The organism is Chelatococcus reniformis, from assembly GCF_014640075.1.
GTDB lineage: Bacteria > Pseudomonadota > Alphaproteobacteria > Rhizobiales > Beijerinckiaceae > Camelimonas > Camelimonas reniformis.
Window position 1 is genome coordinate 546,886 of record NZ_BMGG01000004.1, and the last position, 14,367, is coordinate 561,252.

The 14,367-nt window shown below is 69.3% G+C and carries 10 protein-coding genes; 7 read left to right on the forward strand and 3 right to left on the reverse strand.

Annotation, left to right across the window (positions count from 1 at the left end; translation table 11 throughout):
* The first annotated feature begins 24 nt into the window (after nucleotides 1-24).
* From IEW34_RS13505 to ligA, 7 genes are all read left to right on the forward strand, one after another.
* A complete protein-coding gene (locus IEW34_RS13505; RefSeq protein ID WP_244641960.1) occupies nucleotides 25-939 on the forward strand; it encodes a cell division protein FtsQ/DivIB in 915 nt (304 codons plus the stop codon).
* Entirely contained in the window at nucleotides 936-2,276 is a 1,341-nt protein-coding gene (gene ftsA / locus IEW34_RS13510; RefSeq protein WP_188609696.1) for a cell division protein FtsA, read from the forward strand. The genes IEW34_RS13505 and ftsA overlap by 4 nt, the downstream gene beginning before the upstream one ends.
* Before the next feature lie 200 nt (nucleotides 2,277-2,476).
* Entirely contained in the window at nucleotides 2,477-4,156 is a 1,680-nt protein-coding gene (gene ftsZ, locus IEW34_RS13515; protein WP_188609697.1) for a cell division protein FtsZ, read from the forward strand.
* Between the two features lie 301 nt (nucleotides 4,157-4,457).
* A complete protein-coding gene (lpxC, locus tag IEW34_RS13520; protein ID WP_188609698.1) occupies nucleotides 4,458-5,405 on the forward strand; it encodes a UDP-3-O-acyl-N-acetylglucosamine deacetylase in 948 nt (315 codons plus the stop codon).
* Nucleotides 5,406-5,816: 411 nt separating this feature from the next.
* Entirely contained in the window at nucleotides 5,817-6,713 is an 897-nt protein-coding gene (locus IEW34_RS13525) for an outer membrane protein assembly factor BamD (RefSeq protein WP_188609699.1), read from the forward strand.
* A 219-nt stretch (nucleotides 6,714-6,932) separates the two neighbouring features.
* Nucleotides 6,933-8,603: a DNA repair protein RecN gene (gene recN / locus IEW34_RS13530; RefSeq protein WP_188609700.1), complete on the forward strand. Its 1,671-nt coding sequence runs from the start codon at nucleotides 6,933-6,935 to the stop codon at nucleotides 8,601-8,603.
* Between the two features lie 164 nt (nucleotides 8,604-8,767).
* The gene (ligA, locus tag IEW34_RS13535; protein ID WP_188609701.1) at nucleotides 8,768-10,891 is read left to right on the forward strand and encodes an NAD-dependent DNA ligase LigA; all 2,124 of its coding nucleotides are present in this window, start codon (nucleotides 8,768-8,770) and stop codon (nucleotides 10,889-10,891) included.
* 84 nt (nucleotides 10,892-10,975) lie between these two features.
* Here ligA and IEW34_RS13540 read toward each other — a convergent pair whose 3' ends face one another.
* The 3 genes from IEW34_RS13540 to aptA form a co-directional block, all read right to left on the reverse strand.
* Complete coding sequence (locus IEW34_RS13540) at nucleotides 10,976-12,181, reverse strand: pyridoxal-phosphate-dependent aminotransferase family protein (protein WP_188609702.1); 1,206 nt, start codon at nucleotides 12,179-12,181, stop codon at nucleotides 10,976-10,978.
* Nucleotides 12,182-12,387: 206 nt separating this feature from the next.
* Nucleotides 12,388-12,807, reverse strand: coding sequence for a secondary thiamine-phosphate synthase enzyme YjbQ (locus IEW34_RS13545; protein WP_188609703.1), 420 nt, complete (start codon nucleotides 12,805-12,807; stop codon nucleotides 12,388-12,390).
* Between the two features lie 9 nt (nucleotides 12,808-12,816).
* A complete protein-coding gene (gene aptA, locus IEW34_RS13550) occupies nucleotides 12,817-14,169 on the reverse strand; it encodes an omega-aminotransferase AptA (protein WP_188609704.1) in 1,353 nt (450 codons plus the stop codon).
* Between the last annotated feature and the right edge of the window lie 198 nt (nucleotides 14,170-14,367).

The following is a 14,367-nucleotide window of genomic DNA, read 5'->3' on the forward strand; positions in this document are numbered from 1 at the left end:
GCCGGGCCTCAGCTGGCGGACGCCGTGCAGGGGTACGGCCGCGCCAACGTCACCGTGTCGCTGGCCGCGCGCAACCGCTCGCGCCGGGGCTTCTTCGGCTGGCGCGGTTCGGTCAGCACGCCCATCGAGCACCGCATCCCCCGCGGTCTCGGTCACGGGCTGGCCCTCGGCTTCTTCGTGGCCGTGGCGGCAGTGGGATTCGCCATGGGCGGCCACGCGGAGGCGTTCCGGACCGAGTACGGCGAGCCTCAGCATGCCTTCGCCCGCCTGCTCGGCCTCGGCATTTCGCGCGTCGAGATCAAAGGAGTCGCGGAACTTGACCAGCGTGAGATTCTGGAAGCCGCGGGCATCACCTACAAGACCTCGCTCGCCTTCCTCGACGCCTCCGAGGTGCGCCGGAAGCTCGAGGCCCTGCCGCTGGTCAAGGAGGCCTCTGTTCGCAAGCTCTATCCCAGCGAGCTGGCGATCACGGTGAAGGAGCGCCAGCCGGCCGCCCTCTGGCAGAAGCACGGCGAGCTGTTCGTTGTCGCCGCCGACGGCACGGTCATCGATCGCGTCGTCGACATGCGCTTTGCGCGGCTGCCGTTTGTCGTCGGCGACGGCGCCAACGCACGCTCGGCCGAATACATGGCGCTCATCGAGCGGGCCGGCGCCCTGCGAGGCCGCATCCGGGCCGGCACCCTGGAAGCCGGCCGCCGCTGGACGCTGAAGCTCGACAACGGCCTCGACGTCAAACTGCCCGAGCGCGGCGCCGCCGAAGCGCTGACCCGCTTCGCGGTGCTGGAGCGCGACAGCCGCCTATCCGACCGGGACATCCTTTCGGTCGACATGCGCCAGCCCGACCGCATCGTCGTGCGCCAGACCGTCGAGGCGGCGGCGGCCCGCGCCGAGGCACTGAAGAAGAAGGCCAAGCCGGCGAAAGGGGCGGACGTCATATGAGCCTTCTCCACCACAGCCTCACGCCGCGCCTGAAGCCGCTCTCCGCCCGGCGCAGCGCGACCCTCTCCGTGCTCGATGTCGGCACGTCGAAGGTCGTCTGCCTCATCGCCCAGCTGAAGCCGGTGGCAGAGACCGAGAGCCTGCCCGGCCGCACCCATCTCGCCCGCGTGATCGGCATCGGCCACACCCGCTCCACCGGCCTGAAGGGCGGCGCCATCGTCGATCTGGAGGCCGCCGAGCAGGCCATCCGGCAGGCGGTCGACGCCGCCGAGCGCATGGCCAAGGTCGAGGTGCAGTCGGTCATCGTCAATCTGACGGGCGGGCGGCTCGGCTCGCAGAGCTACGCAGCGAGCGTCGCCGTGCGCAGCGGCTCGGTTGGCAACAGCGACGTCGAGCGCGTGCTGGCGGCGGCGAGCGAGCATAGCCTGCGCCCCGGCCGGGCCGTGCTGCACGCGCTGCCCACGGGCTTCTCGCTCGATGGCCAGACGGGTGTGGTCGATCCGGAAGGCCTGATGGGCGACACGCTCGGCGTCGACATGCACGTGGTCACGGCCGAGGCGGCGGTGGCCAAGAACCTGATGCTCGCCGTCGAGCGCTGCCACCTGGACGTCGAGGCGATCGTCGCCACGCCCTATGCCGCGGGCCTGTCCGCGCTGGTCGACGACGAGGCCGACATGGGCGTCTGCCTCATCGACCTCGGCGGCTCGACCACGTCGGTCGGGGTGTTCCTCGGCGGCCACATCGTCCACGTGGACGCGCTGGCGGTGGGCGGCCACCACGTCACCATGGATATTGCCCGCGGACTGTCGACACGCATCGCCGCGGCGGAGCGGCTGAAGACCCTCTACGGCTCGACGATCATGACCGCGTCGGACGAGCGCGAACTGATCTCGGTGCCGCTCGTCGACGAGGAAGAGCGAGACATTCCCAACCACGTGCCCAAATCGCACCTGATCCGGATCATTCAGCCGCGCGTCGAGGAGATCCTCGAGCTGGTGCGAGACCGGCTGCGCAACGCCGGCTTCGGCGCCGAGGCCGGCCGGCGGGTGGTGCTGACCGGCGGCGCCAGCCAGCTCACCGGCGTGACCGAGGTGGCGCGCCGCATCCTGTCGGAGCACAAGGGCGGCGCCATCGTCCGCAGCGGCCGGCCGCTCGGCATCAAAGGTCTGCCCGAGGCAGCCAAGGGGCCGGCCTTCTCGGCCGCCGTCGGCATGCTGGTCTATCCGCAGGTCGCGCACATCGAGCATTTCGAGCCACGCGCAGGCGCCAGCTATCTTGGCACCGGCACGGACGGCTACCTCGCCCGCGTCGGGCGGTGGATCAAAGAGAGTTTCTAGGGAGCAGGTGGCGCCGGCATCCGCCGGCGACGCGCTGCGCGAGAAAGATACGCGCCCGTAACGGCTTGTGAACCGCAAGAGCGGTTATCATGCTGGCGTCGGACGCTGATTCGGATCGGATTCTTCGGTGCGGCGGCCGAAGGACCTCAACGACTCAAGGGGGCGCGCAGCCGGCGCCGTTCTGGAGAGAGGCACAGACAATGGCGATCAAGCTGCAAGCACCGGACATTCGGGAACTCAGGCCGCATATCACCGTCTTCGGTGTGGGCGGCGCCGGCGGAAACGCCGTCAACAACATGATAGAAGCGGGCCTGCAGGGGGTTGAGTTCGTCTGCGCCAACACCGACGCGCAAGCGTTGGCCTCGGCCAAGTCCCAGCGCATCATCCAGATGGGCATCGCCGTCACCGAGGGCCTGGGTGCCGGCTCCCAGCCCGACGTGGGACGCGCCGCGGCCGAGGAGGTGATCGACGAGATTCGCGATCAGCTCTCGGGCGCCCACATGGTGTTCATCACCGCCGGTATGGGCGGCGGCACCGGCACCGGCGCGGCGCCCGTCATCGCACGGGCGGCGCGCGACCTCGGCATCCTGACCGTCGGCGTGGTGACCAAGCCGTTCCAGTTCGAGGGCGCCCGGCGCACCCGCATGGCGGAGGCCGGCATCATCGAGCTGCAGCAGGCCGTCGACACGCTCATCGTCATTCCCAACCAGAACCTGTTCCGCGTCGCCAACGAAAAGACCACGTTCGCCGACGCCTTCGCCATGGCCGACCAGGTGCTCTACTCGGGCGTCGCCTGCATCACCGACCTGATGGTGAAGGAGGGCCTCATCAACCTCGACTTTGCCGACGTGCGCTCGATCATGCGCGGCATGGGCAAGGCGATGATGGGCACGGGCGAGGCCTCCGGCGAGAAGCGCGCCAGCAACGCGGCCGAGGCCGCGATCGCCAACCCGCTGCTCGACGACGTGTCGATGAAGGGCGCGCGTGGCCTGCTGATCTCGATCACCGGCGGCAACGACCTCACCCTCTACGAGGTCGACGAGGCGGCCACCCGCATCCGCGAGGAGGTCGATCCGGACGCCAACATCATCCTGGGCGCGACATTCGACCAGGCGCTGGACGGCATCATCCGCGTCTCGGTGGTGGCGACCGGCATCGAGCCGGCCGCGATCATGCCGGATTCGGAGATCGCGGCCACCGAGAAGCGCATCGCCGAGGTGGCGGAGCGTCTGCGCAACGAGGCGCGCATGCGCGCGACGCAGACGGTGCCGACCTTCCGCCCGTCGAGTGACTCGGTGAGCGGCGCGCCGCAGCATGCCTCGCCTGCGGCTTATGCCCCGGCGGCCGTGGCTTCGGCGCCGCGCGCCGAGCCCGCCGCGGCGGTGATGCACCACGACGTGACCATCGAGCCGGTCGCGCCGAAGCTGCCGTTGGCCGTCGAGCACGCGCCGGAGCCGCCCGCCGCACCCGACGTGCCGGCGCACTTCATCCCGCCGCAGCCCGAGCGCGTCGTGCGCCCGGCCCGGATGCCGCGCGTGGAAGACCTGCCGATGCCGGCGCAGAACCAGATCCGCGCCAGCCGCGCCGAGCCCGAGGTCGACACGGATGGGCGGCGCATGTCGCTGCTCCAGCGAATCGCTTCCGTGGGTCTCGGCCGGCGTGAGGACGCCCCGGCGCCGGCTCCGGCTGCCCCGGCCGGCCGGCCGGCGCAGCGGGCGGGTACGCCGTCCGCGGTCCACGCGGAATATGGCAAGCGCACGGTGCAGCCGCCGAATCGCGCCCCGGCCGCAGAAGGTCAGCTCCGGGCACCGGGTCAGACCCGCAACCTGGAAGACGACCAACTCGAGATCCCCGCGTTCCTGCGGCGTCAAGCGAACTGATTCGGGCTGAAATCGGTCTTTTTTGCCGGGCGCTCCGGGGCTTGTCCCCCGGAGCGCCCGCATTCATGAAAAGCGTCGCAAATCAAGAGCTTCCCGCACTGCGACAAGCGGAGATTCTTCGTTACAGAACGTAAGAAACCGTGATTTGGCCGCCGATGGGGCAGAGACTATGGTCCGTGCCACAAGCCGAGACGGAGCGCCGGTCAACGGGGCCCGATCTCAAAGGGACAGTCAGCAAACGGACAGGCCTCGACTCCAGCGGCGACGCGTCGTGCTTAGTCACGCCTGCCGGGACAGCGACATGAAAGCCAATCGGCAAACAACCTTACGTTCATCCGTCGTTCTGTCCGGCACCGGGGTTCACTCCGGCAAGCCGGTCAAGATGATCCTCCATCCGGCGGACGCGTCGACTGGCATCAGTTTCCTCCGAACCAACCTCAGCAACGGGCATGATCGTCTGATCGAGGCGCGGCACCTGTCCGTGTCGGCAACAGCGCTGTGCACCGTGATTGGCGAGGCCGACTCGGGCTGCGTCGCCACCATCGAGCATCTGATGTCGGCCCTCGCGGGGCTCGGCATCGACAACGTCTGCGTCGAGATCGACGGGCCGGAGGTGCCGATCCTGGACGGCAGCGCGGCCGAGTTCGTCGACGCCATCGAGCAGGCCGGGGTGGCGCAGCTGGCGGTTCCTCGCAAGCTCATCAAGGTCCTTCAGACCGTTCGCGTCGACATGGGCAAGTCCTTCGCGGAGTTGAAGCCATTCGACCGCGGTTTTCGGCTGGACGTGGAGATCGACTTCGATACTCCGCTCATCGGCCGCCAGCGCAAGATCTTCGACCTGAGCCCGGCCGCCTATAAGCGCGAGATCGCCCGGGCGCGGACCTTCGGCTTCATGCGTGACGTCGAGGCACTCTGGAAGGCTGGCTTCGCCCTGGGCTCGTCGCTCGATAACACGGTAGCCATCGGCGAGGATCGCATCATCAACCCCGAGGGTACGCGCTGGCCCGACGAGTTCGTTCGCCACAAGGTACTGGATGCCGTGGGGGATCTGGCGCTCGCTGGTGCGCCGCTGCTCGGCGAGTATCGTTCCTATTGCGGCGGCCACCGCCTCAACTTCATGATGCTCGAAGCCCTTTTTGCCGATCGGGCGAACTACGCGCTCGTTGAGACGCTTCCGCGCCGCGAGGCGGGCCATGCAGAGCTCGGTGCCGGCATCGCCGTGCCGGCCTTCTCGCCGACGGTGCGCTGAGCCGCCGCCACACCGGAGCGCCGTCGCTGCTATTTCACGCTTTCGATGAGGTTTGTTGCATAACGGCAACAACTGTCGATGAAATGTATGCTGCAACGCAACATGCGTGATTCTGGCCGGGGCTAAGCTGAGGCGCTGCCATTTAAACGTCCATTTGTATCGTGAAAGGTTGGACGGCTGCGCTCCGACCGCGGCCGGTTCCGATTGGGTTATCGTTCCCCACATCGGTTGCGGCCCTGGCGGCCGCTGCCGGGCTGCGTTAAAGAACGCCTCACTTTCGTGAGGCATCATCTGCCGGTCCGTTCCGGAGTGGGACGGCGGCGTCGGGATTTGTGTGCGGGCGGTCGTCCGCACTGCTAGAGCCAGCGCCTGCGCCCGAGGGCGTGGGCCGTCTGAAGGGAACGTCGCGGCATGCGTTTTGTGTTTTCTTCCGGGACCGTCTCGAACGCGACCGTCCGCGCTGCGCTGGTCGCCGTGTCCGCCTTGTCCCTCAGCGCGTGCAGCGAGACGTTCGACAAGCTCAACCCCTTCGCCGACGAGAAGTACAAGCCCGAGGTCGTGGAGGAGGTTCCGGCAGCGAATCTCTACAATGACGGCTTGGCGCGCATGTCGGACAGCAACTTCACGGGCGCGTCCAAGAAGTTCTCTGACCTGGAGAAGCAGCACCCCTATTCGCCCTATGCGAAGAAGGCGCTGCTGATGACCGCCTACACGAACTACGAGTCGGGCTCATACGACGATGCGATCCAGGCGTCGAAGCGCTATCTGACGCTGCATCCCGGCGACAAGGATGCAGCCTACGCCCAGTATCTGATGGCTATGTCGTATTACAGCATGGCGCCCGACGTCTCGCGCGACCAGGAGCAGGCGGAGAAGGCAGGCGTGGCGTTGCAGGAGCTGGTGCAACGCTACCCCACCTCGGAGTACGTGAAGGACGCCAAGTGGAAGCTGCAGGTCATCCAGGACCAGCTGGCCGGCAAGGAGATGGAGGTCGGCCGCTACTACCTCAATCGCCGCAACTACACCGCGGCCATCAACCGCTTTCGTGTCGTCGTCAGCCGCTACCAGACGACTCGCCACGTCGAGGAGGCGCTGGAGCGCCTGACCGAGGCCTACATGGCCCTCGGCATCGTCAACGAGGCGCAGACGGCGGCCGCCGTGCTCGGCCATAACTTCCCCGACAGCCCGTGGTACAAGGATGCCCACGCCCTGCTCGCCAAGGGTGGCGCCAGCCCCCGCGAGGATCGCGGCTCCTGGATCAGCCGTTCGTTCAGGAGCGTCGTAGGCCTCGTTTCGGGTTCGAATTAACCGTCCCCGAACCGGAGCGGCGCTGACAGCGTCGCGGGTCGGCTCTATAGTCCAGGCATGCGTGCGCGGCGAAAGCGGCCCCCATTCCGTCCCGACAGGCTCTCGATCATGGTTCGCCACGTTGACCGGCGAAGGCGCGGCGAGGGCGCGAATAACAGGAGTGGTCTGGCGTACGGCGATGCCGTCGTGCGCGGTCGATCCGGCTGGGATGCGCCGTAGATGCTCGCGCAGCTGTCGATCCGCGACATCGTTCTGATCGATCGGCTGGATCTCGTCTTCGACCGAGGCCTGAGCGTCCTGACGGGCGAGACCGGCGCCGGCAAATCGATCCTGCTCGACGCTTTCTCGCTTGCCCTTGGCGGGCGCGGCGACGGCTCGCTGGTGCGCCATGGGGAAGCCCAGGGCCAGATCACCGCCGTATTCGATCTGGCGGCCGATCACCCGGCGTTCGCAGTCGCGGCGGCCAACGACCTGGCGGCCGATGGCGAGTTGATCCTGCGCCGGGTGCAGTTCGCCGACGGCCGCACCCGCGCCTTCGTCAATGACCAGCCGGTGAGCGTGCAGGTGCTTCGCGCGGTCGGCGGGGCGCTGGTCGAGATCCACGGTCAGCATGACGACCGCGCGCTAGTGGACCCGGCTTCGCACCGCGCCATCCTCGATGCCTATGGCGGCCTGGCCGTGGAGGTCCGCGCCACGGCAGAGGCGTCGCGCCGGCTCAAGCAGGCCGAGGCGGCGCAAGCCGCGCAGCTGGCGCGGATCGAAGCGGCGCGGCAGGAGGCCGACTACCTGCGCCATGCCGAGCATGAACTGGCCACGCTCGCGCCGACCGTGGGCGAGGAAGGTGCGCTGGCGCTCGCGCGGCAGACGATGATCCAGGCCGAGAAGGTTGTGGCCGAGCTCAACGAGGCCTACGAGGTGCTGTCCGGCTCCTCAGCGCCTACCCCCGCGGTCTCCTCGGCGCTGCGCCGCCTGGAGCGGCGCAGCGAGCAGGCGCCGGCGCTGGTGATGCCGAGCATCAAGGCGCTCGATGCGGCGCTCGTCGCTCTCGACGAGGCACGCTCGACACTCGAGCAGGCGTTGGCCGAGGCCGAGTTCGATCCCAAGGAGCTCGAGCAGACGGAAGAGCGCCTGTTCGCGCTGCGCGCCGCGGCGCGCAAGTACAACGTGCCGGCCGACGACCTGGAGGCCCTCCGCGCCCGCTTCGCCGGCGACCTGGCGAGCCTCGACGCGGGCGAAAAACACCTCGGCGCGCTGGCGGCCGAAGTGACGGCGGCCGAAGCCGCCTTTCGCGCTGCGGCCCGCAAGCTGTCCGCCGGGCGGCGTAAGGCGGCCGGCGCGCTCGATGCAGCCGTCGCGGCCGAGTTGCCGCCTCTGAAGCTGGAGCGCGCCCGCTTCATCACCCGGATAGAGGTCGACGAGACGGCGCGGGGCTCCGACGGGTTCGACCACGTGTTCTTCGTCGTGCAGACCAATCCCGGCACCAAGCCGGGCCCGCTGATGAAGGTCGCCTCGGGCGGCGAGCTATCGCGCTTCATGCTGGCGCTCAAGGTGGTCCTGGCCGACCGCGGCTCGGCGCCGACCCTGGTGTTCGACGAGATCGACACGGGCGTCGGCGGCGCCGTGGCCGACGCCATCGGCCAGCGCCTGGCGCGGCTCGCCGGGCGGGTGCAGGTGGTTTCCGTCACCCACGCCCCGCAGGTCGCCGCGCGTGCGGCCAGCCACTTCCTCATCGCCAAGGAGCAGGTGGCCGCCTCGGACCGCATCGCCACCCGCGTCGTCGCCTTGGCGAGCGACACGCGGCGGGAGGAGATCGCGCGCATGCTGGCCGGCGCCACCATCACCGAGGAGGCCCGCGCCGCCGCCGCCCGCCTCCTGGAGGCGGGAGCGTGACGCTGGCCGGCGGAACCAACCGGCCGGGGAGAGTTCGGAGACCTGGTACTTTCGCCCGATCGGATGAGTCGACCTGATCCAAGCCACGCTCCAGGCCGACGCCGCTCATCATCCCGGGGGGCTCGCGCTATAGAGATGTGAAGCACCCCTTGCGATATGCTGCGATGCCCAAGACCGCCCAGCCCCCCCAATCCCAAGTCGTCGACGATCTCACCCTGGTGGAAGCCGAGGAGGAGCATCGCGCGTTGGGCGAGCAGATCGCCCACCACGACGCGCGCTATTACCGCGACGATGCGCCGGAGATCGCCGACGCCGAGTACGATGGGCTGCGGCGCCGGTACGAGGCCATCGAGGCCCGCTTCCCCGAGCTGCGGACAGCCGACAGCCTGTCGGAGAGGGTGGGGGTCGCACCGTCCGAAAAGTTTGCCAAGGTGCGCCACCGGGTGCCGATGTTGTCGCTCGGCAACGCGTTCACCGACGGGGAGGTCGAGGAGTTCGTCGCGCGGATTCGTCGTTTCCTGGGGCTCGCCGCTGATGCGCCGATCGCCATCACGGCGGAGCCGAAGATCGACGGGCTGTCGGTCAGCCTGCGCTACGAAAAGGGCGCGCTGATCACCGCCGCGACTCGCGGCGACGGCGAGGAGGGCGAGGACGTCACCGCCAATGCCCGCACCGTCGCCGACATCCCCAAGCGCTTGGTCGGCGCCGACGTGCCCGAGCTCATCGAGGTGCGCGGCGAAGTCTATATGCGCCATGCCGACTTCGCCGCCATGAATGCGCGCCAGGCGGAGGCCGGCAAGCCGGTGTTCGCCAACCCGCGCAACGCCGCCGCGGGCTCGCTGCGGCAGCTCGACCCCGCCGTCACCGCAAGGCGACCGCTGGCCTTCTTCGCCTACACCTGGGGCGAGCGCTCGGCCCTACCGGCCGACACGCAATCCGGCGTCATCGCCGCCTTCGCCCGCTGGGGCCTGCCGACCAACCCGCTGACCGTGCGCTGCGAGAATGCCGCGGAACTGATCGCCCACTACCACGCGATCGAGGCCGAGCGGGCGACGCTCGGCTACGACATCGACGGGGTCGTCTACAAGGTCGACGACCTCGCGCTCCAGCAGCGCCTCGGCTTCGTGGCGCGCTCGCCACGCTGGGCGCTGGCGCACAAGTTTCCGGCCGAGCGCGCCACCACCATCGTGCGCGCCATCGAGATCCAAGTGGGCCGCACCGGGGCGCTGACGCCCGTCGCCAAGCTGGAGCCGGTGACGGTCGGCGGCGTCGTCGTCGCCAACGCCACCCTGCACAACGAGGACGAGATCCTCCGTAAGGACGTGCGCGTCGGCGATACGGTGGAGATCCAGCGTGCCGGCGACGTCATCCCGCAGGTGGTGCGCGTGCTGTCGGAAAAGCGGCCGGCCGAGGCGGCGCCATTCGCCTTCCCGACGGTGTGCCCTGTCTGCGAGAGCCACGCCGTGCGCGAGCTCAACCCGCGCACCGGCCGCGAGGACGCGGTGCGCCGCTGCACCGGCGGGCTGATCTGCCCGGCCCAGGCCAAGGAACGGCTGAAGCATTTCGTCTCGCGCAACGCGCTCGACATCGACGGGCTCGGCGACAAGCAGATCGAGGCCTTCTACGCCGATGGGCTGGTGCGCCGGCCGCAGGACATCTTCATGCTCGCGGCGCGCGACCGCGCCTCGCTGACGAAGCTGAAGGATCGCGAAGGCTACGGCGAGACCAGCGCCGGCAATCTGTTCGCGGCGATCGAGGCGCGCCGGCGCGTGCCGCTCAACCGCTTCATCTTCGCTCTGGGCATCCGTCACGTGGGCGAGGGGAATGCCAAGCTGCTCGCCCGCCACTTCGGCAGCTTCGAGGTGCTGCGCGCCGCAGCCGAAGCAGCTGCGGCCGACATCGAGGCCCGGGCCGAGATCGATGCCATCGACGGCATCGGCCCGGCGGTGGCGGACGCGGTGATCCAGTTCTTCGGCGAGCCGCATAATCGCGAGCTGCTCGATGCGCTGCTCCTCCAGGTGACCCCGGAGCCGATGGAGGTGACCGCCGCCGACAGCCCGGTGGCCGGCAAGACCGTGGTCTTCACCGGGACGCTGGAGCGCATGAGCCGGGACGAGGCCAAGGCTATGGCCGAGCGCCTGGGTGCCAAGGTGGCGGGATCGGTGTCCAAGAAGACCGATCTCGTCGTCGCCGGCCCCGGCGCGGGATCCAAGCTCGCCAAGGCGCGCGAGGCCGGCGTCGAGGTGATCGACGAGGAAGCCTGGCTGGCGCTGGTCCGGCAGGGGTAGCCAAAAGCGCTTTGCGACTGGGTGGAACCCATCGCAAGGGAAGCGCTCCAGCACGGTGGGGGGGGACCCGGACGCTGCCACGCGTCAATCGCCGCCGTGGGCGGCGATGACCGATGCGGCGGCATCCAAGGCTCCCGTGCCGTGCGGGATCGCCAGGGCCTGCAAACCCGCTTCCATCGCCGCCAGCGCGCCGAGCGTCATGTGCGCATTGACGTGGCCCATGTGGGCAACGCGCAGGAAATCGTCGTAGGTGGGATCGGACGGCTCGGCCATGCCGAGCCCGATCCCCAGGGTCACACCGGCATTGTGCTCCAGCCAGGCGCGCAAGCGTGTCGCCCCGCCGCCGCCGATCCGCGCCGCCGTGACGGCGTGCGATCGACCCGCCGTCCCGACGATGTTGAGCTCGATGTCGCCGTCGCGGCCCCAGGCGTCGAACGCCGCCCACACCGACCGCGCCAACGTGCGATGGCGCGCCCACACCTGCTCGAGGCCTTCTTCGAAGATCATGTCCAAGGCCTGGCGCAGGCCGTAGAGGTGATGGGTCGGCGCCGTGCCCGCGAACTTCCGGTAGAACTCGGGGCTGGAGCTGCGCAGGTTCCAGTCCCAGTAGGGCGTGACGAGATCCGAGCGTTCCGACGCCAGCCGCGCCTTGTCGCTGAACCACACGATGCTGAGGCCCGGAGGCGTCATCAGGCCCTTCTGGCTGGCGGACACGACGACGTCGATGCCCCAGGCGTCGAACAGCAGCCGGTCGCAGCCGAGTGAGGCGATCGCGTCCACCGCCAGCAGCGCCGGGTGCCCGGCGGCGTCGATCGCCGCGCGCACCGCCTTGATGTCGCTGCGCGCGGACGAGGCGGTATCGACGTGGGTCATCAGCACGGCGCGGATGACGTGCGCGCGATCCGCCGCGAGGGTCTCCGCCAGCCGCGCCGGGTCGATGGCGCTTCGCTTGCCGAAGTCGAGCACGTCGACCGCGACGCCCATCTGACCGGCGGCCTCGGCCCACGCCGATCCGAAGCGTCCGGTCGAGGCGACGAGGGCCTTGTCGCCTCGCGCGAACAGATTGGCGATCACCGCCTCCCAGCCGCCGTGACCGTTGGCGATGTAGATCGCGACGTTGGCCGTGCCGTGCGCCACCCGGCGCAGATCGTCGAACAGCGCCGGCATCATATCGATCAACTCGCCATGATAGATGTTCGGCGCCGCGCGGTGCATGGCGGCGAGAACCCGGTCGGGGACGACCGAGGGACCGGGAATGGCGAGGTATCGGCGTCCGTTCGCGAGGGTCACTCGGTGTCTCCTTCGGCCGACCGACGAGTGTCGTGGTCGCGATCGTCCTGCCATCGGCGGCGGCTCGCAAGGGCGGTCGCGGTCCGATCAACAATCCAGTGGCGCCGCATGGACATCGTGAGCGTTTGGTCGCTGGCGACGGGTTCGACCCTCAAGCGGATGGATGGTCGGGCTTGACCTGACCATCCATCCGCAAACGGTCGATCCTACTCGCCCGCCAGGTGCAGCACGATCTCCCGCCTGTGGGGCGCGGCGCGGTGCTCGAAGACGTAAATGCCCTGCCAGGTGCCGAGCAGGGGCCGGCTGCCCTCGACGGGAATCGACAGGCTGGTCTGCGTCAGGGCGGTGCGTATGTGGGCGGGCATGTCGTCCGGGCCCTCTGCGTCGTGCACGTAGAGGCCGCGGCCCTCCGGCACGATATGCCGGAAGAACGCCAGGAGATCGGTCTGTACGTCCGGATCGGCATTCTCCTGAATGAGCAGGGACGCCGAAGTGTGCCGGCAAAATACCGTGAGCAGGCCGGTTTGCACCGGCCGCTCGGCCACCCAGCGCACCACCTCCCGGGTGATGTCGTAGAGCCCCTGGCCGCCGGTCGCGACCTGGAGCCTGTGCAGGTGATGCAGCACGGCCGCCGCTCAGGCGACCGCCTGGATCGTCTTCCCCAGCTTCTCGACGAGTTCGCCGATCTGGCCCTCGGTGACGATCAGGGGCGGCGACAGCGCCAGGGTGTCGCCGGCGACGCGCAGCATCATGTCGTGGTCGTGGAAGGCGGCGACCATGGCATCGTAGCCGCGGCGGCCGGGGCCTTCGGCCTTCGGCGCCAGGTCGACACCGGCGGCGAGACCGACGGTCCGGATGTCGAGCACGTTGGACAGCCCCTTGAGCCCGTGCACCGCGTCGGCGAAGGCCGCCTCCAGCTCGGCCGCGCGCCCGAACAGGCCTTCGTCGCGGTAGACGTCCAGGGTGGCGAGGCCGGCGGCGCAGGCCAGCGGGTGGGCCGAATAGGTGTAGCCGTGAAACAGCTCGATCGTGTGCTCCGGCCCCTGCATGAAGGCATCGTGGATCGGGGCGCGGGCAATGACGCCGCCCATGGGGGCGGTGCCCGACGTGACGCCCTTGGCGAAGGTCATGAGGTCGGGCACGACCCCATAGCGCTCGGCGGCGAAGGCGGTGCCGAGGCGGCCGAACCCGGTGATGACCTCGTCGAAGATGAGCAGGATGTCGTGCTTGTCGCAGATCGCCCGCAGCCTTTGCAGGTAGCCCTTGGGCGGCGGCAGCACGCCGGTCGAGCCGGCGACCGGCTCGACGATGACGGCGGCGATGGTGGAGGCATCGTGCAGGGCAACGATCCGCTCCAACTCGTCGGCGAGATGCGCGCCCCAGTCCGGCTCGCCGCGGCTGAAAGCCTGCCTGTCGCGGTCGTAGGTGTGGGGCAGGTGGTCGACACCGGTGAGCAGCGTGCCGAAGGCCTTGCGGTTGGTGACGATGCCGCCCACGGAGATGCCGCCGAAGCCGACGCCATGATAGCCGCGCTCGCGGCCGATGAGACGGGTCTTGCTGCCGCGGCCCCTGGCCTGCCAATAGGCCAGCGCGATCTTCAGAGCGGTGTCGACCGCCTCGGAGCCCGAGTTGGCGAAGAAGACGTGATCGAGATCGCCGGGGGCGAGCGCGGCGAGCCGCGCGGCCAGAGTGAATGCTTCCGGATGGGAGAACTGGAAGGAGGGCGCATAGTCGAGGCGCGCCGCCTGGCCCTGGATCGCCTTGACGATCGGTTCGCGGCAGTGGCCGGCGTTGCAGCACCACAGGCCGGCCGCCCCATCGATGACGCGGCGGCCCTCCCCGGTGAGGTAGTGCATCCCCTCCGCGCCCACCACCAGCCGCGGCCGCTGCTTGAAGGAGCGGTTGGCCGAGAACGGCATCCAGAACGCAGCCAGGTCGTTTGGCGCGAGGCTTGCGTCGAGGGGGTGGATCGTCGGCTGGAAGGTCATGGCGGCTCCGCGCGGATGGGACGGGGGAGGAGGGTGGCGAGGTCGAGGGACGAGCGCCATCGATCTTAGCCGATCCCGCCTCCGCCGGCATCGTCCGGGATAAAGACTGCGGAACCAGCGGCCAAGCGCCGGCGTAGCAGCCGCACCGTCGCGCGACTTGCATGCTGATCGTGAAATGAGCACTGGTCGTTGTCGAAT

What these genes read in the sequence shown, in the direction of transcription:
- ftsA (WP_188609696.1), top strand. Translation starts at nt 936, where the DNA reads ATGAGCCTTCTCCACCACAGCCTCACGCCGCGCCTGAAGCCGCTCTCC.
- ftsZ (WP_188609697.1), top strand. Translation starts at nt 2,477, where the DNA reads ATGGCGATCAAGCTGCAAGCACCGGACATTCGGGAACTCAGGCCGCAT.
- lpxC (WP_188609698.1), top strand. Translation starts at nt 4,458, where the DNA reads ATGAAAGCCAATCGGCAAACAACCTTACGTTCATCCGTCGTTCTGTCC.
- IEW34_RS13525 (WP_188609699.1), top strand. Translation starts at nt 5,817, where the DNA reads ATGCGTTTTGTGTTTTCTTCCGGGACCGTCTCGAACGCGACCGTCCGC.
- recN (WP_188609700.1), top strand. Translation starts at nt 6,933, where the DNA reads ATGCTCGCGCAGCTGTCGATCCGCGACATCGTTCTGATCGATCGGCTG.
- ligA (WP_188609701.1), top strand. Translation starts at nt 8,768, where the DNA reads ATGCCCAAGACCGCCCAGCCCCCCCAATCCCAAGTCGTCGACGATCTC.
- aptA (WP_188609704.1), bottom strand. Translation starts at nt 14,169, where the DNA reads ATGACCTTCCAGCCGACGATCCACCCCCTCGACGCAAGCCTCGCGCCA.